At 59.5% G+C, this 23,361-nt stretch carries 15 protein-coding genes; 12 read left to right on the top strand and 3 right to left on the bottom strand.

What is annotated here, in order from left to right; translation table 11 throughout:
* Positions 1-11 precede the first annotated feature (11 nt).
* The gene (locus ACR0D8_RS11805) at positions 12-269 is read left to right on the top strand and encodes a hypothetical protein (protein ID WP_480646640.1); all 258 of its coding nucleotides are present in this window, start codon (positions 12-14) and stop codon (positions 267-269) included.
* Between the two features lie 16 nt (positions 270-285).
* Here ACR0D8_RS11805 and ACR0D8_RS11810 read toward each other — a convergent pair whose 3' ends face one another.
* Positions 286-1,200, bottom strand: a complete 915-nt coding sequence (locus ACR0D8_RS11810; RefSeq protein WP_480646642.1) for a GlxA family transcriptional regulator — start codon at positions 1,198-1,200, stop codon at positions 286-288.
* A gap of 98 nt (positions 1,201-1,298) precedes the next feature.
* On the opposite strand from ACR0D8_RS11810, the gene ACR0D8_RS11815 reads away from it, so the two are divergent.
* From ACR0D8_RS11815 to ACR0D8_RS11840, 6 genes are all read left to right on the top strand, one after another.
* Positions 1,299-2,459: an acyl-CoA dehydrogenase family protein gene (locus ACR0D8_RS11815; RefSeq protein WP_480646644.1), complete on the top strand. Its 1,161-nt coding sequence runs from the start codon at positions 1,299-1,301 to the stop codon at positions 2,457-2,459.
* 7 nt (positions 2,460-2,466) lie between these two features.
* Complete coding sequence (locus ACR0D8_RS11820; protein WP_480646646.1) at positions 2,467-4,482, top strand: acetate--CoA ligase family protein; 2,016 nt, start codon at positions 2,467-2,469, stop codon at positions 4,480-4,482.
* Between the two features lie 3 nt (positions 4,483-4,485).
* Entirely contained in the window at positions 4,486-5,265 is a 780-nt protein-coding gene (locus ACR0D8_RS11825) for a carnitinyl-CoA dehydratase (RefSeq protein WP_480646648.1), read from the top strand.
* A gap of 328 nt (positions 5,266-5,593) precedes the next feature.
* Entirely contained in the window at positions 5,594-6,469 is an 876-nt protein-coding gene (locus ACR0D8_RS11830) for a LysR substrate-binding domain-containing protein (RefSeq protein WP_480646649.1), read from the top strand.
* Between the two features lie 178 nt (positions 6,470-6,647).
* The gene (locus tag ACR0D8_RS11835) at positions 6,648-8,369 is read left to right on the top strand and encodes a type I secretion system permease/ATPase (protein ID WP_480646650.1); all 1,722 of its coding nucleotides are present in this window, start codon (positions 6,648-6,650) and stop codon (positions 8,367-8,369) included.
* The gene (locus tag ACR0D8_RS11840) at positions 8,366-9,685 is read left to right on the top strand and encodes an HlyD family type I secretion periplasmic adaptor subunit (RefSeq protein WP_480646652.1); all 1,320 of its coding nucleotides are present in this window, start codon (positions 8,366-8,368) and stop codon (positions 9,683-9,685) included. The genes ACR0D8_RS11835 and ACR0D8_RS11840 overlap by 4 nt, the downstream gene beginning before the upstream one ends.
* 13 nt (positions 9,686-9,698) lie before the next feature.
* On the opposite strand, the gene ACR0D8_RS11845 is transcribed toward ACR0D8_RS11840, so the two are convergent.
* A complete protein-coding gene (locus ACR0D8_RS11845; RefSeq protein WP_480646654.1) occupies positions 9,699-11,738 on the bottom strand; it encodes a M10 family metallopeptidase C-terminal domain-containing protein in 2,040 nt (679 codons plus the stop codon).
* Positions 11,739-11,947: 209 nt separating this feature from the next.
* Between ACR0D8_RS11845 and ACR0D8_RS11850 the strand changes: the two genes are divergently transcribed.
* Genes ACR0D8_RS11850 through ACR0D8_RS11870 form a run of 5 tightly spaced genes read left to right on the top strand, consistent with a single transcriptional unit; the run spans position 11,948 to position 21,437 of the window.
* On the top strand, positions 11,948-15,772 hold the full coding sequence (locus tag ACR0D8_RS11850) for an Ig-like domain-containing protein (RefSeq protein ID WP_480646655.1): 3,825 nt from the start codon (positions 11,948-11,950) through the stop codon (positions 15,770-15,772).
* Between the two features lie 57 nt (positions 15,773-15,829).
* Positions 15,830-16,648, top strand: coding sequence for a SapC family protein (locus ACR0D8_RS11855; RefSeq protein WP_480646657.1), 819 nt, complete (start codon positions 15,830-15,832; stop codon positions 16,646-16,648).
* A gap of 7 nt (positions 16,649-16,655) precedes the next feature.
* The gene (locus ACR0D8_RS11860) at positions 16,656-17,999 is read left to right on the top strand and encodes a TolC family protein (protein WP_480646658.1); all 1,344 of its coding nucleotides are present in this window, start codon (positions 16,656-16,658) and stop codon (positions 17,997-17,999) included.
* Positions 17,996-20,143: a type I secretion system permease/ATPase gene (locus ACR0D8_RS11865; RefSeq protein ID WP_480646660.1), complete on the top strand. Its 2,148-nt coding sequence runs from the start codon at positions 17,996-17,998 to the stop codon at positions 20,141-20,143. The genes ACR0D8_RS11860 and ACR0D8_RS11865 overlap by 4 nt, the downstream gene beginning before the upstream one ends.
* A complete protein-coding gene (locus ACR0D8_RS11870) occupies positions 20,127-21,437 on the top strand; it encodes an HlyD family type I secretion periplasmic adaptor subunit (protein ID WP_480646662.1) in 1,311 nt (436 codons plus the stop codon). Before ACR0D8_RS11865 ends, ACR0D8_RS11870 begins: the two co-directional genes overlap by 17 nt.
* Positions 21,438-21,561: 124 nt before the next feature.
* Here ACR0D8_RS11870 and ACR0D8_RS11875 read toward each other — a convergent pair whose 3' ends face one another.
* A complete protein-coding gene (locus ACR0D8_RS11875; protein WP_480646664.1) occupies positions 21,562-23,337 on the bottom strand; it encodes an ABC transporter ATP-binding protein in 1,776 nt (591 codons plus the stop codon).
* Positions 23,338-23,361 lie beyond the last annotated feature (24 nt).

The raw sequence follows: 23,361 nt of genomic DNA on the forward strand, positions 1-23,361 counted from the left end.
AGGGGCGCGATATGCTGGAACTGCTTGGAACCATCGGCGCAAACATCATCAGCCTGCCGGGTATCCTTGGCCTGACGCTGGGAATGATGACGCGCCGCCTCTGGCTGGGTGCCGCAATGGGCGGCTTGGTGGGTGTTGTCGAAACGATGATCTTTGCACATTGGAAATTCGCCTCTGTCGAAACCTTCGAACTTCTGATCGCGGTGATCATCGGCCTTTGCGCGGGCACGCTGGGATCGTTGATCCGCATCAAGGGTGCTACGGTCTGAACCGTCTAGCCGGATGTCACTGGCCGCGAAACGATGTCGGGGTTTGACCGAATTCAGCCCTGAATGCCCGGGTCATGGCACTGGCGTTTTCATACCCGCACCGAGCGGCGATTTCCGCGATGGATTGTTCTGTCTCTTCTGCCAGTCGGCGCGCAAGAATTAGGCGCAGCCGCCGGTACAATGCCTGTGGGGTGGTTCCGAGCTGGGCCTGAACCCGCATTTCGATCCGCTTTTGCGAGCATCCGATCCTGCGGGCGAGATCGCTGATCGTCAGCGGGGTTTCCAGGTTGGCCTGCATGACCGACAGCGCACGATTGACCAGAGTGTCTTCGGATTTCAGCGGCAGCGCGTAGTGATCGGCAGCGCCGCGGCTCATCAGCAGATGAGCCACCTCCATCGACAGAAACGGGCCGTGATCGCGCCGGATCAGGGTTGAGGCAAGATCAAATGCCGCCATCGCTCCGGAACAGGTCATCCGATTGCCATCTATGACGAAACGCTCCCGAACTGCGTTAACCGCAGGAAAGCTCTCTTCGAACCGCGACAGCTCATCCCAATGGATGGTTGCGCGGTGATCATCCAGCAACCCCGCGCGGGCCAGCAGCCAGCTTCCGGTATCCAGCCCGGCCAATTGCGAATGCTGTCTGGCCGCCGCCAGAAGGGCGCGAATGGTTGGGTGCGTGTCAAGCTTCAGGTAGCCATAGGACGGCATGACAACCAGCACATCACCGGTCTGATCGCTCAGCGCCGCATCGGGTGTGACGACAAGACCGCTGGAACTGCGGATGGGGTGTCCGTCCAGAGAACAGAACTGCCACGCATAGAGCGCCTGCCGCGCCAGCGTATTGGCGGCACGCAACGGTTCGACCATGTTGGCAAGGCAGTGGTTCGAAAAGCCATCGAACAGCAGAATATTAAAACGCTGGGCCAAAATTTACCAACTCTGCATGTTCATGTTCCAACTCTGCATGCCGTCAACATGTCTTGTACCGTTTCATTCGTCAATCACCCAGCCAAGGAAGGCGTGACATGCAGTTTGGTCTGTCAGACGAACAGGAAATGATCGTTTCCACGGTTCGCAGTTTCGTCGAAAACGAAATCTATCCCCATGAGGCGGCTGTCGAACGCAACGGCTCTGTACCGCTGGAACTGGGCGCTGAGATCAAGCAGAAATGCATCGATCTGGGGTTTTATGCCTGCAACTTCCCGGAAGAGGTCGGCGGTGCCGGACTGTCCCATCTGGATTTCACACTGGTCGAGCGTGAACTTGGGCGAGGATCCATGGCGCTGACCCATTTCTTTGGCCGGCCGCAGAATATTCTGATGGCCTGCAATGACGACCAGCGCACGCGCTACCTGCTGCCTGCGGTGCGCGGCGAAAAGATGGACGCGCTGGCAATGACCGAACCGGATGCGGGATCGGATGTGCGCGGCATGAAATGTCAGGCTGCGCGGGACGGCGGCGATTGGGTCGTCAACGGCTCGAAGCATTTTATCTCGGGCGCGGAGCACGCGGATTTCTTCATCGTTTTCATCGCCACCGGCGTGGACGAAACCCCGAAGGGACCGAAAAAGCGCATCACTACGTTTCTGGTGGATCGCGGCACGCCCGGTTTTGAAGTGCGCGAAGGCTATAACTCGGTCAGCCATAAAGGGTACAAGAACTACATCCTCTATTTCGACAATTGCCGCCTGCCCGACGCACAGGTTCTGGGCGAGGTCGATGGCGGTTTTGCCGTGATGAACGAATGGCTTTATGCGACGCGTCTGACGGTTGCCGCTTTTTCAGTTGGCCGCGCGCGCCGTTGCTTTGACTATGCGCTGAACTACGCCGCCGAGCGCAAGCAATTCGGGCAGCCCATCGGCAAGTTCCAGGGTGTCGGCTTTCAGATCGCCGACATGATCACCGAGATCGATGCGGCAGACTGGCTGACCCTGTCCGCCGCCTGGCGTCTGGATCAGAACCTGCCCGCAAACCGCGAAATCGCCTCGGCCAAGCTATATGCGTCCGAGATGCTGGCGCGAGTGACCGACAGCACGCTGCAAATCTTTGGCGGCATGGGTCTGATGGATGACTTCCCGATCGAACGGTTCTGGCGCGATGCGCGCGTTGAACGCATCTGGGACGGGACCAGCGAAATTCAGCGCCACATCATCAGTCGCGACTTGCTGCGCCCCTTGGGCGCTTAATCCGGTCATGACCAAAGATTTGACCCGCCTGCTGCGCCCGAACTCCATCGCCGTCATTGGCGGCGGCGCCTGGTGCAAGCAGGTTATTCTGCAATCGGAACGCATGGGATATTCCGGTGAAATCTGGCCGGTGCATCCCAAATCTGATGAGGTTGCGGGGCGCCGGGCCTACGCCCGGCTCGAAGACCTGCCCGCTGCGCCGGATGCCGTGTTTATCGGCATAAACCGGCACGCCACGATCGAAGCAGTAAGGGCCTTGTCCGACATGGGTGCCGGGGGTGCGGTCTGCTTCGCCTCGGGCTTTTCCGAAGCCTTAGCCGAGGATGACAGCGGCGACGGCTTGCAGGAAAAACTGATTACTGCCGCCGGTCAGATGCCGATACTGGGCCCGAACTGCTATGGCTTTATCAATGCTCTGGACGGGGCCTTGTTGTGGCCGGATCAGCATGGGGCTGCGCCGGTTGACAAGGGGGTGGCGATCCTGACGCAAAGTTCGAACATCTCGATCAACCTGACCATGCAGAAACGCGGATTGCCGATTGCCTATATGGTGGCCTGCGGGAATATGGCGCAAACCAGTCAGGCGGAAATCGCCGCCTGCCTGATCGACGATCCGCGCGTGACGGCCGTGGGCCTGCATGTTGAAGGGTTCAAGGATATCCGCGAATGGGAGGCGCTGGCGGCGAAGGCGCATGACAAGGGCGTCCCGCTGATCGCGCTCAAGGTCGGGGCGTCGGAACAGGCGCAGGCCGCCACGGTTTCCCACACCGCGTCCCTGGCCGGCAGCGATGCCGGCGCGCAGGCCCTGCTGGAACGGCTGGGTGTCCCGCGCCTGACGGCTCTGCCCGATTTTCTTGAAACGCTGAAACTGCTTCATTGCTATGGCCCGATGCCCGGCAGCAATATTGCCTCAATCAGCTGTTCGGGTGGCGAGGCAAGCCTGATCGCAGATATGGCTGTTGGAACCGGTCTGACTTTCCCTTGTCTTACAGAGGACAAGAAGACCCGATTGCGTGCGGCCCTCGGGACCATGGTCGCCCTGAACAACCCGCTGGACTACCACACCTATATCTGGCGCGACGAGGCCGCGATGACGCAGGCGTGGTCCGGCATGACCGGCGAGGATATCGACCTGACCCTCTCGATCGTGGATTACCCGACCACAGATCCGACGGACTGGGCCCATGCAACCCGCGCTGCGCTGAATGTGCGGGCCGAGACCGGAGCGCGTTTTGCCATTGCCGCGACATTGCCAGAGCTTTTGCCGGAAGAGATCGCACGCGAGCTGATCGCAGGCGACGTGGTGCCGTTCATGGGGCTGCGCGAAGCGCTGTCCGCCATTCGCGCGGCCGGTCAGATCAAGACCCCGGCTGCGGACCCGGTGTGCATGCCGGGCTCGGCCGGGGCAATGCGTACCCTGTCCGAGGCTGACTCCAAGCAAGCACTGGCCGATTGCGGCATACAAGTTCCGCAGAACCGCACGGTGCGCAGCCCAACCCAGGCACACGCCGCGGCACAGGCTCTGAACGCCCCGTTTGCTGTGAAGGGCGTGGGTCTGGCGCATAAAACCGAACATGCAGCGGTGCGATTGAGTGTCGAGACCGCGGAGGTGGCAGATGTCGCGGCAGAGATTGGCACCCAGGACATTCTGATCGAAGAGATGATTACCGGCGCTGTGGCCGAAGTGTTGGTCGGGGTAGTTCGCGACCCGGCGCATGGTTTCGTTCTGACTCTGGGCGCGGGCGGGGTGCTGACCGAAGTGCTGCGCGATGCCGTCTCTCTGCTTGTGCCCAGCACGTCCCAGGACATCCGTGCCGCGTTTCAGAAACTTAGTATCGCGCCGCTGCTGGCAGGCTATCGTGGCCAGCCGGCAGCTGATATGGGTGCGGTTATTGCCGCGGTCGAGGCCGTTCAGGACTATGTCATTCGAAACGCCGACTCGCTTGGCGAGGTCGAAATCAACCCGCTCCTCTGCACGCCGGACAAGGCCGTCGCGGTGGACGCTCTTATCAGAAAGGCCTGAGCCATGGACCCGATCAGAACCCGACGCGACGGTGCAATCCTTGAGGTGACGCTGGACCGGCCCAAGGCCAATGCCATCGATCTGGCCACCAGCCGGATCATGGGCGACGTGTTTGCCGATTTCCGTGACGATCCGGATCTGCGCGTGGCCATCCTGACAGGTGCAGGTGAGAAGTTCTTTTGCCCCGGCTGGGACCTGAAGGCCGCTGCCGACGGAGATGCCGTGGATGGCGATTACGGTGTTGGCGGTTTCGGCGGGTTGCAGGAACTGCGCGATCTGAACAAACCTGTGGTCGCCGCCGTCAACGGCATCGCCTGCGGCGGTGGGCTGGAGCTGGCGCTGTCCGCCGACATGATCCTTGCCGCCGACCACGCCACATTCGCGTTGCCGGAAATCCGGTCCGGCACCGTGGCAGACGCCGCCAGCGTCAAGCTGCCCAAACGCATCCCCTATCACATCGCGATGGAACTGCTGCTGACAGGCCGCTGGTTCGATGCCGAAGAAGCCAACCGCTGGGGTCTGGTGAACGAAATTGTTCCGGGAGATCAACTGATGAACCGTGCGCGGGAGCTTGCCCGCCTGTTGGCATCGGGTCCGCCGCTTGTTTACGCGGCAATCAAGGAAATCGTGCGCGAGGCCGAGGACAGCAACTTTCAGGATACAATGAACCGCATCACCAAACGCCAGCTGCGTTCAGTGGACGTTCTTTACGCCAGCGAGGATCAGTTGGAAGGCGCACGGGCATTTGCAGAGAAACGTGATCCGGTCTGGAAAGGGAAATAACCTGGCGTTTCGGCGCTGGATTTCACCGCACCCGTTTCTGAGGCGCTCTGCTTCTGTCACCGGGGCGCGGTATCCGCTTGCGAAGTGGCCGAAGACCGCCGGATTCTTTTCATTCGTGCCTGTTCCGTCCCGGAAGGGACGGTTCGCCATGCGGCCAACACCCAAGGTTTGCCCGGGTTTCCACGTGAAGTTCGTGCAGTAACTCAAGCAGGACAACAGTGAGACCCGAGTGCATTCGCGGCACGCGGTGCAGGCAAATCCGCTCTGATATCGCTGGCAAACCCATCGACCCAATTGATTTCATCCGCCCGTTCCATATTCTGAGCCTATGTTAAAATCCGAGCTCAGATCCTTTCACGCCGTGGCTACGTTTCGCGGGTTTTCCGCCGCCGCCAATGAGCTGAATATCAGCCAGCCTACTCTATCTACTCAGGTGCGCGACCTGGAGAGGCGCTATGACGTTCAGTTGTTCAACCGCGTCGGGCGCGACGTTCGCCTGACCCACGCGGGGCAGGAATTGCTGGCGATCACATCCCGGCTGCATCAGGCCGAGGTCGATGCCGAAACCTTGCTGGATTCATTTCGCGGGTTCCACGCCGGTCGTCTCAGCATTGCAGCCGTCGGACCCTTTCATGCGACCGACATGATTGTTGCCTTCAAGTCCAGATATCCGGCCATTGATCTTGAGGTCTGGTTCGGAAACTCGCAGCGATGCTTTGAGCGGGTTCTTTCCTACGAAGCCGACGTTGCGATTCTGGCCGAGGTGCAATCCGACCCGCGCGTCACGACTCGGCTCTACAGCACGCATGAGGTGGTCGCTTTTGTCAATTCAGACCACCCGTTCTTTCAAAAGGACGGTATCCTGATGTCCGACCTGCACCGGCAAAAGGTCGTCCGCCGCGAAGCCGGGTCAACAACCAGAGCAGCCATCGAGACCGAAACCGGAAAACGCGGAATCGAAATGGAACCGATACTGGAACTTGGCAGCCGCGAGGCGATCTGGAAAGCTGTCGAACAGGGGATCGGCATTGGATTTGTTGCAGATTTTGAATTCGTGCCCCACCCCAATCTGCGCGCGATCCCCATCAAGGATGCACGTGTGGAAACCAGATATTATCTCGCGCATCTCAACGACCGCGCCGAGTCTCGGCTGGTGCGGTCGTTTTGCGAAACAGCGATGGAAACCAGTCTTGGCGGCATGTGATGTGGCGCAGGTCCGCCTGCGCCGGGGTCCCGTTGTTGACAGGCTGGGGCATTTCGCCGATACACCGACTTCTTCGTTTTCAGCCCTGCGACAATAAAATAAGGTGGCACGCATCGCAGGCCTGCCTGTGCCACAATTACCTGCTGCAAAGGTCCGCTTCGTGAACATCGGAAGACACATGTCCGTACCGCCCCGCTATGAGCTGCGCAAAGTACGCAATCAGGGCGTTGTATTTCTGGCGCTGGCGTTTCTGTTCAGCGTTTTCGTCAACCTGCTGATGCTGACCGGACCATTGTTTATGCTTCAGGTCTATGACCGCGTTCTGGGATCGCGCGCCGTCGAGACCCTGACCGCGCTGTTTCTGCTGGTGGCGCTGCTTTACGGCCTGATGGCAATGCTGGATTACGCCCGCGGCAGGATCGTGGCGCGCTTCGGCGCACGGTTTCAATCGCAGCTGGACGAGCGTGTTTTCGATGCAACCTTGCGGCGGTCGCTGTTCCCCAAGGCGCGGTCGGCCCCGGCCACAGCCCTGCGGGATCTGGAAACCATTCAAAACCTCTGTTCTTCGCCAGTTCTGCTGGCGGTGATGGACATCCCGTGGACCCCTGTCTTTTTGGCGGCAATCTTCCTGTTCCATCCCCTTCTGGGCTGGCTGGCCGTGGCCGGCGGGACATTGTTGGTCGTCATTGCCCTGCTGAACCAGTTTCTGACCCAAAGCAAAGTTGCCGAGGCACAGCGCGCCTCGGCGCAGGCCAACGCCTTTTCCGAACATGCCAGACAGGCTGCCGAAGTGGTGCGGTCTCAGGGAATGCAGGAAGACATCACCATGCGGTGGCAAAAGCAGCGGACCAACGCCCTGCGCCAAACAATTGCAGCCAGCGACTGGACCGGTAGCTTTACGTCACTGACCAAGTCGCTGCGACTGTTTCTGCAATCCGCCATGTTGGCGCTTGGCGCGTGGCTGGTTCTGCGCAACGAACTGACGCCCGGCGCAATGATCGCCGGTTCGATCCTGCTGGGACGGGCGCTGGCACCTGTCGAACAGGCCGTGGGTCAGTGGGGGCTGATTGAACGGGCGCGCACGGCGTGGACATCGCTGAACATGTATCTGGACGCGACCCCACCGGAACCCAAGCGCACCAAATTGCCGGTCCCCGAGGCGCGGCTGATCGCCAAGGGGCTGACTGTAATTCCGCCCGGCGCGGATACGCCAACGCTTCGCAATGTCAAACTGCGTCTGGAACCGGGTAAAGCCCTTGGCGTCATTGGCAAAAGCGGGTCGGGCAAGTCGACCCTGGCCAAAGCGTTGCTGGGATTGTGGCGGCCCGCCGCCGGTGAAATCCGCTTGGGCGGTGCCGCTCTGGATCAGTACGATCCGAATGATCTGGGTCAGCATATCGGCTACTTGCCGCAAGAGGTCACCTTGTTCAACGGTACCGTGGCCGAAAACATTGCCCGGATGTCCGAAGAACCGGACCCGCAGGCAATCGTCGCGGCCGCCAAGAAAGCCAAGGCGCACGAGCTGATCCTGTCCCTTGAAAAGGGCTATGACACGTTCTTGGAAGGCAATGACAGTCAGTTGTCCGGCGGTCAGAAGCAACGTATCGCTCTGGCCCGCGCGCTCTATGGCGACCCGGTCCTGCTGATCCTGGATGAGCCTAACTCGGCACTGGACGCCGATGGCACCGAGGCGCTGAATGCCGCTGTCAGAGAGCTCAAAACCGCGGGCAAATCAGCGATTATCATGACCCATCGCCCGCAGGCGATATCAGAATGCGACGATCTGGCCGTTGTCGAACGCGGGCAGGTTGTGAAGTTTGGCAGCCGCGACGAAGTGCTGGGTGCCATGGTGCAAAACGCCGGCGCCATCAAACGCGGTCTCAGCCAGGTGGGCGAATGATGAAGAACAAGGCAGCAAATAGGAATCGCCCAGTCTGGCAAATTACGGTCCCCGCTTTTGTCGGCTTTCTGGCCCTGATCATTCTCGTCGGCGGTCTGGGCGTCTGGTCCGTCAAGACGCGCCTGGCCGGTGCCATTATTTCTCAGGGCGCCATTGAGGTTCAGAGCAACCGGCAGGTGGTCGAACACCCGGATGGTGGCGTCGTGGGCGAGATTTACGTGCGCGACGGTGACGCGGTTTCCGAAGGCGACCTGCTGGTGCGTCTGGACGATACCTTTCTGACGTCGGAAAAAACGATCGTCGAATCTCAGCTGTTCGAGTTGCTGGCTCGCAGAACCCGGCTGGAGGCGGAACGCGATGGGGTGGACGCCGAAACTCTGGCGACACAGATGCAGGCCATTCAGGAACAGGAAGGCATCGATCCTGAACTGGTAGATGGCCAGAAAAGCCTGTTCGAGGCGCGCTTGGAGACGCTGACGCAGCAGACCGAACAACTGGGCAAGCAACTGGTTCAGATCGAAAGCGAGATTGAAGGCACCGATGCGCAGCTTGTGTCCCTGCGCCGTCAGGTGGAGCTGATTCAGGTGGAACTGAAGGACCAGCAAAACCTGCTTGTGCGCGGTCTGACACAGGCCAGCCGGGTATCTGCCCTGCAACGGGAAGAAGCCAGCCTGACCGGCGAAATTGGCCGGCTTGAATCCGCGGTTGCGCGTCTGAAAGGTCAGATCGCCGCGACAGAGATCGAAATCGTCGAACTGACCGCCACTCGGCGGGAAGAGGCGATCACCGAGCTGCGCGATGTTCAGACTCAGATTTCTGAACTGGCTGAACGCCGCCTCTCGCTGGATGTGCGGCTGTCCCGTCTGGACATTCGCGCACCCGTCACCGGAACAGTTTACGGCAGCCAGGTCTTTGCGCTGCAATCGGTGATCCAGCCGGCCGAGCCGATGATGTATGTCGTGCCGCAGGACACGCCCCTGCTGGTGGCTGCCCGCGTGGATGCGATCCATGTTGATCAGTTGCATATCGGGCAACCGGTGGCCCTGCGCTTTCCCGCGTTCAACCAGCGCGAGACACCAGAGATTGACGGGCGCGTCATCACGGTGTCGGCCGATACGTTTACCGATGAAAACTCGGGCCAGACGTTCTATCGCGCCGAAGTTGTGCCCGAGGATGATCAGCTGGAACGCCTGAACGGGCAGGCGCTGTTGCCGGGGATGCCGGTTGAAACCATGATCAAGACCGACGAAAGAACGCCGCTGTCTTATCTGGTCAAACCGATGGCCGACTATTTCAACCGGGCGTTCCGGGAGTAACTTAGCCTGCCGGTCAGAACGGTTCCAGATTGCCCAGCAGAATTGATGTCATGTCGGTGGATATCACGTTGTCCACCGCAACCACATTGACGCCCGTCTGGTAGGTGACATTGGTCTTAGTGATTGCCGACAGGTCCGCCGCGCTGTCCAGAAACACCCATTCCGCGTCATGCGCGGCCGGTTGCCCAACGGCGACCTGCAAGATGGCCAGCGCATCAAGCGCGCTTACATTTCCGTCCTGGGTAATATCGGCAGCGATCAGGTTTTCGGGCGACGCCGGGCCCCAGGTCGGGTCTAACCCGACCGAGATGCGCAGAACCTGCAAGGCGTCCAGTGCGGTAATCTCTATGCTGGCCGTCGAATAGGTCTTGATGATGTCAAGTTCGCCCGCAAAGGTTCCCGCTGGCAAATCCAGATCAAAGCGGCCTTCTGCATCCGCTCGGACACTGACGGTTCCGCCACCTTCGGGTGTGAACCGGATTTCCGCGTCCGTCAGACCGGCGTTTGCCGTATCGGAGCTGATCAGAATGTTCCCCTGCACCCCGCTTGAGCTGTCGGGGTCCAACCCTCCGAAATCCCTGAAATCCACGGGAATATGATCGGGGCCCCCAAAGCCCGCACCGAAGACGTCGGCGCTGGTCAACGGGCCGCCCGAGGCCGAGATGATCTCGATCAATTCGTTGAGGTATTCGATCTGCGCCCCCTGCGCCGTGGACGTAAAGGTGAGTTGCCCGGGGCCTCGCAGCATCGGATAGTCGAAAAGATCCAGCCGATCCGTGCCGGCCTGAAAGTCGTTGATGGTGGTCGGATCGCTGCCATATTGCATGACAAAGATATCGGCACCCGGCCCGCCATTTATCGTCGTGGCACCCATACCTGCGATCAGGATATCGGCGCCGGACCCGCCATATAAGGTCGACTCCAAAATGCTGCCGCTCAGCATGTCGTCCTGCGCGGTTCCGGCCACCGCGCCAAATCCGTCGCGCACAATGCCCAGATCGGCAATCGACACGCTCAGCTGCGTCAGCCCCGCCTCCTGCTGTGATCCGGCGATGATCTGCAACCCGTCCCCCACATGGGCAATGCTGAGCGTTTCTACATTCTGCAATCCGCTTTGAAGGGTGTCCGCAAAACTGTCCAGATGCACCAACTGACCATCGGGAGTGAGTGTGAACAGGCTGACCCCGTCGTCACCGCCACCGGCCACAACAAACACATGCCCGTCCGCTTCGATGACGGCCATGTCCTGAACCGACTCGAAACGCGTATCCAGCGAATCCAGTACATGATCGGTTGGGATCAGGCGACCGTCACCCGCCAGTTCCATCACGCTGAGGGAGTTGCTGTCCGCCCCCGCCACAATGACCCAGGTTTGCCCTTGCGCCAGCACCACCTCAACCGCCGTCGGTGTTGCAATGCCCAGTGTCGACAGCGCATCACTGTTGTCGATCATGCTCAGCGCGCCAGTGGCCCCGTCGATACCGAAGGTGCTGACTGTGTTTGTGGCCGCATCCGACGCGACCGCAAAAAAGTCACCGCTGACTTGCACCACCTGCATCGAATCGGCCTCACCTGAAACAGATGCCGCAAGGCTCAGCGTCCCGTCACCGTTTACAATATAAGTCGCGATCTGACTGGTTGCGTCATGCGCGACAGTCAGGAGATTGCCGATCTGAACCAGCGCCGAGATGTCGCCGCCGCCCACCAGAGTCCCGGTCTCCTGAAGAGTGCCTACCGTCCCATCGGGATTAAGTGCGTACCCGACCAGCCCCGTTGCTGAATTCACGTCCAGCACCAACTGATCTTCTCCGGCGAGGGAAACTGGTGTGCTGCTGCGGCCAACCTGAAACGTGATAGTTCCGCTGAAATACTCGGTGTCCTGCAATTGAGGTACCGCGCCTTCGACCAGCTTCCAGACCGCAACGCCGCCACCGGGACCCGTCACGCTGTACAGGTAAGTTTCCCCGTTAAACGTTTTTAAAGCCGTATCGCCGATACCTGAATCGAGCGCTGCGCTTCCTGTTGCAACCACGCCTTCGAACTGAAGCATCATACCAAATCACCCCACGCCACACCTGGCACCAAATGCAGGATGATCCGATGCAAGGTCCGAAACCCGAGCGGGATTGTGGTGAAAACGAGGAGTTCGGCTTCAGTTTAACTCAATTTTTCTGGTCCGGCCGCATGAGTCACCGATGGGGAAGACAGATGAACAAAACCTGGACCCGTCGGGCGGGCGCGGAAACCACATGTGAGGGCAAGATGACCAAAGAACCTGATCGCAAGTTCAATCCAGCCGATCTTCTGCCGGACGCAGAGCGTAAGCAGGGCATCCGCCGGTGGATCGACGGAAAAATGCGTCGCTGGGCCGGGCGTGGAATTGCCGGCGGGCTTGGTTCCACGTTTTTGGCCTTGCCGGCACTGGCACAGGCGACCATCGAGGAACTGTATGCCTATCAGTTTGCGGAAACGATTCCCGGAGTGCGTTCGGTCAAGCTGCTTAAAAATGGCGATGCTCTGCTGAAACTTGCGGATGGGCGTACGATGATCGTCGCCGCCGAAAACGTTCAGGTGCTGGAAAGTGGCGCGATCATGATCGCCGAAGAGGCCGTGGCCGAAATCGCCCAGTTCAGCCTTGCCGCCGAAGCTGGCGGCGCCGCGGCGGCCGGCGGCATCAGCGGCACCGGCGCAGTATTGGGCGGCCTTGGCCTTGCCGGCGCGGCTGCTGCTGGCGGCGGCGGTGGGGGTGGCGATGATGAAGAAACCGCCCCCACGCACGAACCCCGCTATCCCAGCCTCAACCTTACCGGATCACAGGCAAACGCCCTGAGCAGTGCAAGCACAAAGATACTTGCCCCGGACGGAACGGAGACCGTGGAAATCTCGATCGGGTCTCTGACCAAAACCGTGACTCCGAAAGCGGACGGGACTTGGAGCGTATCGCTGACGGCTGACGAGGCCGCCAACCTGCCGCAAGGGGTCAGGACGGTCACAATCCGCAACCTGGACAGCGACGGAGAGGAACTTTCGGTCGAAACCGTCAGGTTCGATGTCGACACCGTTCCCCCCACCCTGTCGATATCGGGGTTTTCCGGCGGCGCGGTCTTGAATGCGTCGGAACAGGACAGCGATCTTAGGGTGACCGGAACGACGAATGCGGAAGACGGCCAGACCGTAACGGTCACGATCAACGGGCAGGATTATTCCGGCACCGTTTCCGACGGGAAGTGGAGCGTGAGTGTCCCCGCGACGGACCTAAACTCGCTGCCAGACGCCTCGACAATTGCCGTCACCGCAAATGTCAGCGACCAGGCAGGCAATTCGGCGGCTCAGGTCAGCGCCAGTTTTGATACGGACTTCACCGCTCCGACAATCTCGCTGGACCAGATTTCCGGTGGGTCGATCGGATTGGCCGATATTGGTGGTGATCTGATTCTGACTGGGACAACCACCGCCGCTGACGGTCGTCCGGTTTCGGTGGTGTTCGACGGGCAAACCTATTCCGGTACCGCCTCGGCAGGTGGTTGGAGCATCACCATTCCAAGCGCCGATCTGGCCGGGCTGTCCACTGGCGTCCCGGCCGAGTTCAGCGTCACGGTCCGCGACGCTTCCGGCAACACATCGGTTCCCGCTTCGGCGTCGGTTCCGGTGGATTTGACAGGACCGTCGGTCAGCATCGCGCCGCTTTCTGTCGGCACAGTTCTTAATGCGGCCGAAGTGGCCTCGGATCTGGCGATAACGGGCATAACGGGAAATGTGCCGGATGGGCAGCAGGTTACCGTTTCTCTGAACGGGCAGACCTACACCGGAACGGTCGCCGGCGGCAGTTGGAGTGTGACTGTCCCCGCCGTGGATCTGGCCACATTGGCGGATGGTGGGACCTTTTCCGTCACAGCGGATGTGTCGGATTCCGACGCGATCCCGGCCCCGCAAGCTAGCGTTTCGCTGGCAAAGGATGTCACGGCACCTCTGGTGAGTATCGACACCTTCTCGGACGGCGCGGTCATGAACGCCGCCGAACAGGGCACGGATTTGATGATCTCCGGCACGACAACCGCAGAAGACGGGCAGAGCGTGTCCGTTTCAGTGAACGGTCAAACCTATTCTGGCACCGCAGCCGGTGGCGCATGGTCCGTAACTGTGCCGGCGGCGGACCTTTCATCTTTGCCGGACGGTTCAACCGTGAATGTGACAGCAGATGTGACCGACGCCGCCGGAAACCCTGCGGTCCAGGCCAGCAACAGCTTTGATACGGATTTCACCGCACCGGCTGTCGCGATCACCGGAATGTCCGATGGCGCGATCATGAATGCCGCCGAACAGGCCACGGACCTGACGGTCACGGGCACCTCGGACGCGGCAGACGGCACGCAGGTAACGGTTGAAATTGCCAGGCCAGACGGCACGGTCGATGTCAGCGGCACTGCGACCGTCACCGGCGGAAACTGGAGTTTTACGGCCCCGGCAGCAGATCTGGGAGCATTGCAGGACGGCGTTTCATACGATGTCACCGCATCCATTTCGGATACCGCGGGTAACGGTGCCAGCGCATCGGCCGGGTTCGGCACGGACTTCTCGGCACCATCCATTACGCTTGATCCACTGCCGACCGGAACTGAACTGGACGTGATCGAACAGGGAAGCGACCTGACGATTTCCGGCACGACAAACGCCGAGGATGGTCAAACCGTTTCCGTCACTCTGATTGGTCAGACCTATACGAGCTCAGCATCTGGAGGGATATGGTCCGCCACCGTTCCCGCCAGCGACCTGGCAGCGCTGTCGGACAGCACGGGCTATTCGGTAACAGCTGCAGTTGCAGACGCGGCAGGCAACGCGGCGACGCCCGCGACGACCACACTGACCACCGACCTTCGACCTGTTCTGACCCTAAACCCGGTGGGCACAAATAACGCCGTCTCGCTGTCGGATGCCCAGTCCTCGGGCGTGACGATTTCAGGGACGTCTGTGGGGCTTGGCGCAGGGCAGGCCGTGGATGTGACGCTGAACAGCGTTTCCATCGGCACGGCCACAGTGGGCGCTGATGGCAGTTGGTCGCTGAACGTTCCGGCATCGGATTTCACCGGGGTAACCGCAGGGGATGACTTGATCTTCTCGGCGCAGGCAACGGTTTCGGGCGGGCCGGATCCATTGCCGGCAACCGACCAAAACGCAGCGCATGTGCCCGCGGCTTACATCATCACCCAAGCGGGTATCAGCGGGTCAACCGTGACATTCGAGATCTACGCCGATGCGGATCGCGATATCTCAAGCGGGCTGGCTATGACCGCAGAACTGGGGTTTGATCCTTCTGTTGTCACCTTCGATACCGGGTCCAGCATAGAAAATGGGGCCTTTGACCTCTTCCTGCCGAACCCGGTCGGGGGCTCCGCCATAAATTTCGGTGGTATTGCGACCACGTTTACTGACCTGTCGCAGCCCTTGGTGACCTTCACCATGACCGTTCAGGACCCGAGCCAACCCATCGAACTGACGATCACGACGCCTGATGGCGGTCCTTCTGTCCTGCAACTTGGCACCAGCGGCGACGACGCTTTGATTGCAACCGAAACCGACAATATCCTGCGCGGCCAGGAAGGGGACGACGCGATCGACGTCTCTGATGCCGGACGCGACGTGATTGTGTTCGAGGCAGATCCGACGGTGAACGGCGTGGATACCATCACCGGCTTCTCCGTTGGCCCGGCAGCCGAAGTGACAGATGCGCTGATGTTCAGCGGTTTGGACTTCGCGACACTGCGCGGGGATGGGCAGGACGTGGAAACACTGTCCGTCGGGGATACCATTGGGGCGGACACCGGCGTCGTGGGTCTGACGACGGTATTGGGCGACCTGTCCGCAGGAACGATCGAAGCCGCAGTCGAAAGCTTTGCCGGAGTTCAGGCCGGCGACGAAATCTATGTGATGGCAACGGACGGCTCAGACAGTGTTCTGGTCAAGGTCGACTATTCGGCTCCGAACTCGGCGGCTGTCGAAACGGTTGCGCAATTCACGGGTCTGGACGATCTGAGCACCCTGAGTGCGGACAACATCCTCCACACCGACCCAACCGGGGCGACCGCCTGATCCCTCCAATGGCCGCTGGTTTCAATCGGCGGCCACGCCCTTTGCAAGAGGAAATAGATGGCACAGAATGGCCTGTATCCAGTGAGCTTTGCACGTCACGGACAGCAGTTTTGGAGGCGCTTCACCTCCTACAAATTTGCTTCACACCGGACGGATTGTGCCATTGTTCTGCACGAGGTTTCGCAGATCGCTGCGGCCTTTCCAATAGTTTTCCGTGAAGCCGAACGGGGCATGGAACCGCGTGCCCTTTTGTCCCTGACGGAAGAAGCAGACACGCCGTTTGTATCGCAGGATGGTAGATGGCTGGCCTCCTATGTGCCGTCCGCACTGCGATGCCACCCATTTCAGGCGAGTGCGGCAGAAGGCCGAAATGCGCACGGATGTTCGAATTTTCAACTGCTTGTGGACGAATTGTCCGGGTTGGTGTCGACCAACCCTGATGATGTACCGTTTTTTGATACCAAAGACGAACCGTCGGCTGAGTTGCTAAAAGTCACGGCGTTTCTGCAGGCCTGTATTAGGGCCAGGACTGCGACACTCGAATTGTGCCAATTGATAGGCCAGATGGGCCTGTTTGAACCCCTGTCTTCGCACAAAAAAACCTTGCTTCCACCCGGCTCTCTGGGTGTTGCGCCGTCGCGCCTGAATGACCTGTCGCGGGATCAGAAACTGCAATTGGCGGAATCGGACACCCTTTGGCTGATACACGCCCACCAAATATCGCTGTCGCATATTGAGTGGCTGAGTAAGATCCAAAACCAGTCGCGACAGCAGGATATACACAAAAAATATACTGAAAATTCAGACTTTTCCGATTTTCTTGATGCCATAGCCAATGCTCAGAATGGCGCCATTCATGGAATCTGTGGGGTGTGAAACACCTATGCTCAATCGCAACCGCTCATTAAAGAGTTTCGCTTTCCTTCTTCTCGCCGCAGCCAATTCCGCCTGTGCCCCCGCACCTGATCTGACCGGCGCCGAGGTGTCGTTTTCACCCGGATCGGTAGGTGCAGGTGCAAGCGCGCCGTCACCTCGGTTGGTACAAAGTGCGTTTGGCCAACGTATCCGGTCGGCTGTCGAGACAAGTCCGGATCTGGCGCAAAGCGCCACACGGCTGGATGTTGCTGCGGCCAACGAAGACGCCGCAAAGGGCGCGTTTCTGCCGCAGATGTCGGTTGGATTGAACGCCCGAACCGAGCGTATCGACTCGGACATAGCGGATGTCACACCCTATCTGCGCGTTTCGCAACTGGTCTATGACGGTGGCGCCGTTTCGGGTGACCTAGCCGCAGCAAAGGCGCGTGTTCTGCAAAGCCGGGGCGATCAATTGCAGACTGCCGCGGCAGCCGCGCTTGCCGCGATCGAAGCCTATGTGGTTGTGGTGGACAGGCGAAAAATTATGGACATTTCGTCCCGGAACCTCGCCGTCCACGAAGAGCTGGTGCTTCAGATCACTGAACGATCTGCACAGGGCGTCGGCTCCAATGCGGATGTCCTGGCTGCCCGTTCGCGAATGGCGGATGCCCGCACACGTCTTGCCGATGCCAGAGCGCGGCTGGACCGGGCGGACGCGCAATTTCGGGACGTTTTCGCGGTTCCACCGGGAAACCTGCCGTCCCCGGTCCCCGCCCCGACGCTGTCCCGAGCTGACACTCAGATCGTGATGGACAGCCCTTTGGTCAGGCGGGCTGACGCTGCTCTGCTGGCGGCCAAAGCGGATCAGGCAGCCGCGCTTGCCCGGCGCCGACCCAACGTACAGATTGCAGCTTTCGCGGATCGGGATGCTGCCAATGACGCCAATTTTGGCGTCGATCTGTCCTTTAACTACGAGTTGGACAGCACTGGCCAGCGCCGCGCCGCTATAGCTGCGGCAGAAGCTCAGGTGAAAGAGGCTAAATTCGCGCGGGAATCCGTGATACGGGACATCAAGCGAGAACTGGAATTCATCCGCTCAGACCAATTGGCGGGCGCGGAACGTCTGCAGGCGGCTAGGATAGCCGTTCAGGCCAATGCCGAAAGTGTTACCGCCGCGCGGGCGCAATTCACCATCGGGCGGCGCAGTCTGATCGAAATTCTGGATGCGCAGCGCGATTACGTCAACGCGCAGGAAAGGCTGATTCTGGCCGAACAAAGCTATTTCCTGACCAACTATGCGGTGCTGAGCCTGACGGGCGACATTCTGGACCTGCTCGGGGTTTCCATGATCAGACAGAGTGAGGGACCATGACAAAGCCAAATTCTGCTGCGGCGAAAACCGTCATGTCCGCCTTGGAATCCTGCATTCTGCACGTCGCTGCTTATTTGGACCGGCCACTGACAGCGGCCGCGCTGCACGCGGTTAAGTCCGGGCCCTCGGGGGAGTTGACCTTGCGCGACGCGATCGAAGTGACGCGGCGGGCAGGATTGCAGGTCGGCTACGGCAAACGCAGGCTGTCGGCGTTTGACGCAAGCCTGGCACCCGCGCTTTTGTTGCTGAAAGATGGCAGAGCGGTCGTTCTCCATGGACGCGCCCGCAACAATTCGCTGTTGATATTCGATCCGGATCTGGGTGACGGAGTTGGCGAAATTGCGGAAGAAACGCTGCGCAACGTTTACACCGGCTATGCCATTTTGTTTCGACGAAACCACGAAGCAGAGGTTTCAACCGGTGACGCCTCGCCTATGAGCCACTGGTTCTGGTCGGCGATGGCCGCAAATCGATGGTCCTATTTGCAGGTGGCGCTGGCTGCTGCACTTGCAAACCTGCTGGGTCTGTCCACGTCCATATTCATAATGGTGGTTTACGACCGGGTATTGCCGAACGAAGCCACGGAATCTCTTATCGCGCTGACCATGGGCGTTGGTCTGGCACTCGGCTTTGACTTTGTCCTGAAGTTACTGCGCGCCGGATTCATTGATCGTGCCGGCCAGAAGGCTGACATGCAGATGGGGCGGCGCGTATTCGATCAGGTTCTGAACATTCGGATGAAGTCGCGCACGGGATCCACTGGTGCCATGGCCAGCACGGTGCGCGAATTTGAAACACTGCGAGAGTTTTTTACGTCTGCGACACTGGTCGCGATGGTCGATCTGCCGTTCATTGCCCTGTTTGTCTTTGTGATCCATCTGGTCGGTGGTCCACTGGCCATCATCCCCGCCCTCGCCGTACCCGTCGTTCTGCTGACCGGGCTGGCCGTGCAACCGCTGTTGTCCCGCCTTGCTGAACGCAGTTTTTCCGATGGTCAGTCCAAACAATCGGTTTTGGTCGAAGCCGTCTCTGGCCTTGAGACAATCAAAACGACCGGCGCGGCCAGACAAATGCGCAACCGTTGGGAAAGCGCGATCGAACGGCAGTCGATGCACGGTGCCCGCAGCCGGGCAATCACGCAGTTTGCGCTGAACCTGACCGGGTTCACGCAGCAGGCGGCGCAGGTATTGATCGTTTTTTATGGCGTTTTTCTGATCACGGACGGCCAGGCAAGCATGGGCGCGCTGGTTGCCTCTGTCATGCTGACAGGCCGGGCGCTGGCACCGCTGGGGCAACTGGCGCAGACACTGACCCGCGTGAACCAAGCGCGCAGTGCCTACCGAAACCTGAATGCACTGATGCAGGCCGAAAGCGAACGCCCGGACGGGCGCAACTGGATCAGTCGACCCGGGTACAACGGGCGCATCTCGTTTCGCAATGTCAAATTCGCCTATCCTGATCAGTCCGAAGATACATTGAAGGGCGTTTCGTTTTTAATTGAACCCGGTGAGAAAGTCGCAATTCTGGGGCCGATCGGTTCTGGGAAAAGCACTGTCGCGCGTCTCATTCTGGGCCTCTACGAGCCCCGGGCCGGGTCGGTCATGCTAGACGGTGTGGATATTCGCCAGATTGATCCGGGCGATCTTCGCGGAAATGTCGGGTCCGTGTTGCAGGATGTCTGGCTGTTTTCAGGCACTATCCGCGACAACATAAACAGCGGAGCCATCCGTCCGAGTGACGCCGATTTAGTGCGCGCGGGCAAGGTGGCGGGTGTCGAAGACTTCATCGCCCACCATCCCAACGGTTATGACCTGAAACTGGCGGAACGCGGCGAAGGGTTGTCGGGCGGGCAGCGCCAGTCCATTGCGCTGGCCCGGGCTTTGATAGGTCGCCCTCCGGTGCTGCTTTTGGATGAACCGACCAGCGCTATGGACATCCAAACCGAAGCCGAGGTTATTCGCCGTCTCAAAGACGAGACGCGGGACATGACGATGGTGATCATCACTCACCGCACAAGCCTGCTGGACCTGGTGGACCGGGTGATCGTGATCGAGGGTGGGCGCGTCAGCACCGATGGACCAAAAAGCCTGCTAGCACGGCATGCCCAGAAAACAAGGAACCACTTGAATGTCGCGGCATCCTGATCTCGCCGCCCTCGCGCGCGAAATGCGCGGCCGTTCTCCAGTACGCGGGTCCTTGCTTTTGCTGGCGATCTTCGCCTGCCTAATCGCCTTGGGCCTGTGGGCAAGATTCACAGAATTGGACGATGTCACACGCGTTGACGGCAGAATCGTCCCCTCGGCGGATATCCAGGTCATCGAGGCGACAGACCCCGGCGTCCTGCGATCGCTGAACATCCGCGAAGGACAAGTCGTTGAAAAAGGGATGTTGCTGATGGAATTCGACACCACCCAGATCGACAGCCAACTCAGCCAGGAACAACAGCGAGCCTTCGGATTGATGGCCCGCGCCCACAGGCTGCAGGCCGAAATCGACGGCACAGACCTCAGCTTTCCGAAGAGACTGATCAAAGGCGCGCCTGACGTCGTCAGATCGGAGTCGGCGCTATACCAGGGGCGCCGGTCAGAATTGCAAGCGGAAATTGCCATACTCGAACGTCAGCGGGAACAGCGAAAAAAGGAATATGAGGAAGGTTTGGTGGACCAGGTAACCGCCGACGAAACACTTCGCCTGCTGGCGGAAGAACGCGAGATGATGGAACCGTTGGTCGAAAAGAAAATGGAACCGGCAACGACCCTCCTGACATTGCGCCGGAGCGAGGCGGAATGGCAAGGCCACAAGACACGCGCCAAGGCCGCGACCAACAGATTGAAAACCGGGCTGGATGAGGTGGATGACCGGATTCGCGCTGCGCGCAGCCGGTTCAGGACTGCCGCGTTGACAGACCTGGCGCTAGCCACGACCGAATTGGCAGCGTTGCAACCAGCATTACCCGCGCTGCAGGATCGGGCGGATCGCGCTCTGGTCCGATCGCCCGTGCGGGGCATCGTAAATCGGGTTCACCGCAGCACGATCGGAGGGCTTGCGCGCAGCGGCGAAGAACTGGTCGAGATTGTGCCGCTGAATGATACCTTGCTCGTTGAGGCTTACGTCCGGCCGGAAGATATCGCCTTTCTGCATGCAGGTCAGGCGGTTAAGGTCAAAATCACCGCATACGACTTTGCCCGATACGGTGCACTCAGCGGCCGGATCACACGCATCGGCGCGGATACGATCACACGATCCGATCGTAATTATGAAGAAGTCTTCGTCGTCGAAATCGAAACCAGCAACTCCATGCTGGACGGCAGCGGCGTCGCTGTGGAAATCATCCCGGGAATGATTGCCGAAGTGGACATCCTGTCCGGCAGGAAAACAGTTATGGACTATTTGCTGCAGCCCGTTGTCAAATTAAAGGACCGCGCGTTGCGAGAGTAAACTGTCGATTCTCGCTGCGGGTCGGCTGCCCAGGGCAGCCGAAGAAATCGGCACGACGCCGGAATCATGCCTGTTTCGCGGAAAACCCTGCCGGATCGGGGTCGCTCTCCTTAAGCCGGACCCGCTAGCCGTGATCTGAAACCGGTTGCTTGAACTGCTGGTCGAACAATTGCCGGAACGTCCCGTCCTTTTCGATCAAGGTATCAAGATTGCCTTCCTCAATAACTTCACCGTCCTGAACGACCATGATTTTGTCTGCTTCTAGTACTGTGGACAAGCGATGTGCGATGACAATCGTGGTCACGTTTTTCGTCAGCTTGTCCAATGCCGTTTTCACCAGCGCTTCAGACTCGGCATCCAGAGCACTGGTTGCTTCGTCCAGCAGCAGGATCTCAGACTTGCGAAGAATAGCACGGGCAATCGCCAGTCGCTGTTTTTGACCACCGGACAAAAACGCCCCGTTCTCCCCGACCTGAGTGTCATAGCCCTTGCGCAACTTGGTAATGAAATCGTGCGCGTGGGCGGCACGGGCGGCTTCCATCACCTCTTCGTCGGTTGCGTCGGGACGGGCAAAGCGAAGGTTCTCCATAACAGTTGCCGAGAACAGGAATGTGTCCTGCCCCACGTAGGATATTTTCCGGCGCAGGGACGCGAATGTGACATCCTGCAGGTCCTGATCATCAATTTCGACTTTACCACGGTCAGGGTCGTAAAACCGCATGATCAGACCGAAGATCGTCGACTTACCACCGCCAGATTGCCCAACAAGCGCGGTCGTTTTCCCCGCCTCGAAAGTCACGTTCATCTTGTTGATGACCCTCGGCTTTCCCTTGTAGCCAAAGGTCACGTTTCTCAGCCTAATTTTGCCGGGTCCGGTGCTCAGCTCCTTGGCATCGGGAATTTCCCGCATCGGCTCTTCCTGATCCAGCAAGTCGAACATCATGCCGATCGGAACCAGCGTCGTTTCAATGACAACTCGCATCTTCGACAAGCGTTTTGCGGGTTCATAAGCCATCAGCAACGCGGTGATGAAGGACATCAGCTGGCCTGCGGTTGTCGGCTCGCTTCCCGCGATGCCCATAGTACTGATAATCAAAACACCCGCGACGGCGAGCCCGGCCAGAAACTCCATCAGCGGGCTTGCGACCGACTGGAGTTTTGAGATGGAATTGGCGCGGTTTTCTACTGATCTGATTGCACCGTTCATGCGCTGGGTCATGTGGTCTTCAAGTGCGAAGACTTTGATGATTGTAATGCCGCCGGAGGTTTCCTGAAGAACCTTGATGATCTCAGACAGCGCCCGCATCTCGGATTGCATGATCGCACGGACGCTTTTCAGAAGGTATCGCACACAAAAAAGCGCAACCGGGCCAACGACGAAGAACAACACCGACAACAGCGGTTGCTGGTAGACCATGACAAAAACCAACCCAACCAAGGTCAGCGCGTCGCGAACAAAACTGGTGACGATTACATCAACCAGGCGTCGGGCGGCCTGTGCACCCTGCGTCACGCGCATCAGAAGGCTGGAGGATTCCGTTTTCGCAAAAAAACCGACACCGCGCTTGATCAGCTTTCCATAAAGCCGCTCTTGCTGAACAGCGATGATCCGGTTCCCGGCGCGGGCCAGAAACACCGCCTGAACGTATGAGGCAGCAGCCTTGCCGAAAAACAGCGCCACGACCGCGCCAGCCACCAGATACACTTGCGACCGCATTTCCGGCTCGGTCATTGCGTTGACGATATTTTCCATCATCCAGGCCGTACCGGCCGTTGTTGCCGCCACGATGACCATTGCGATCATGGCAATCCCGTACAGCCACCCCTGGCTTCGGAGGCTTTCGCCCAGAAGACGGCCAATATGACCCGTTCGCCATTTAGCCCAGGCTTCTTTGAACATTCTAAACTCCAAAACCTTTTGTAG

Source organism: Ruegeria sp. BG10 (assembly GCF_056538575.1).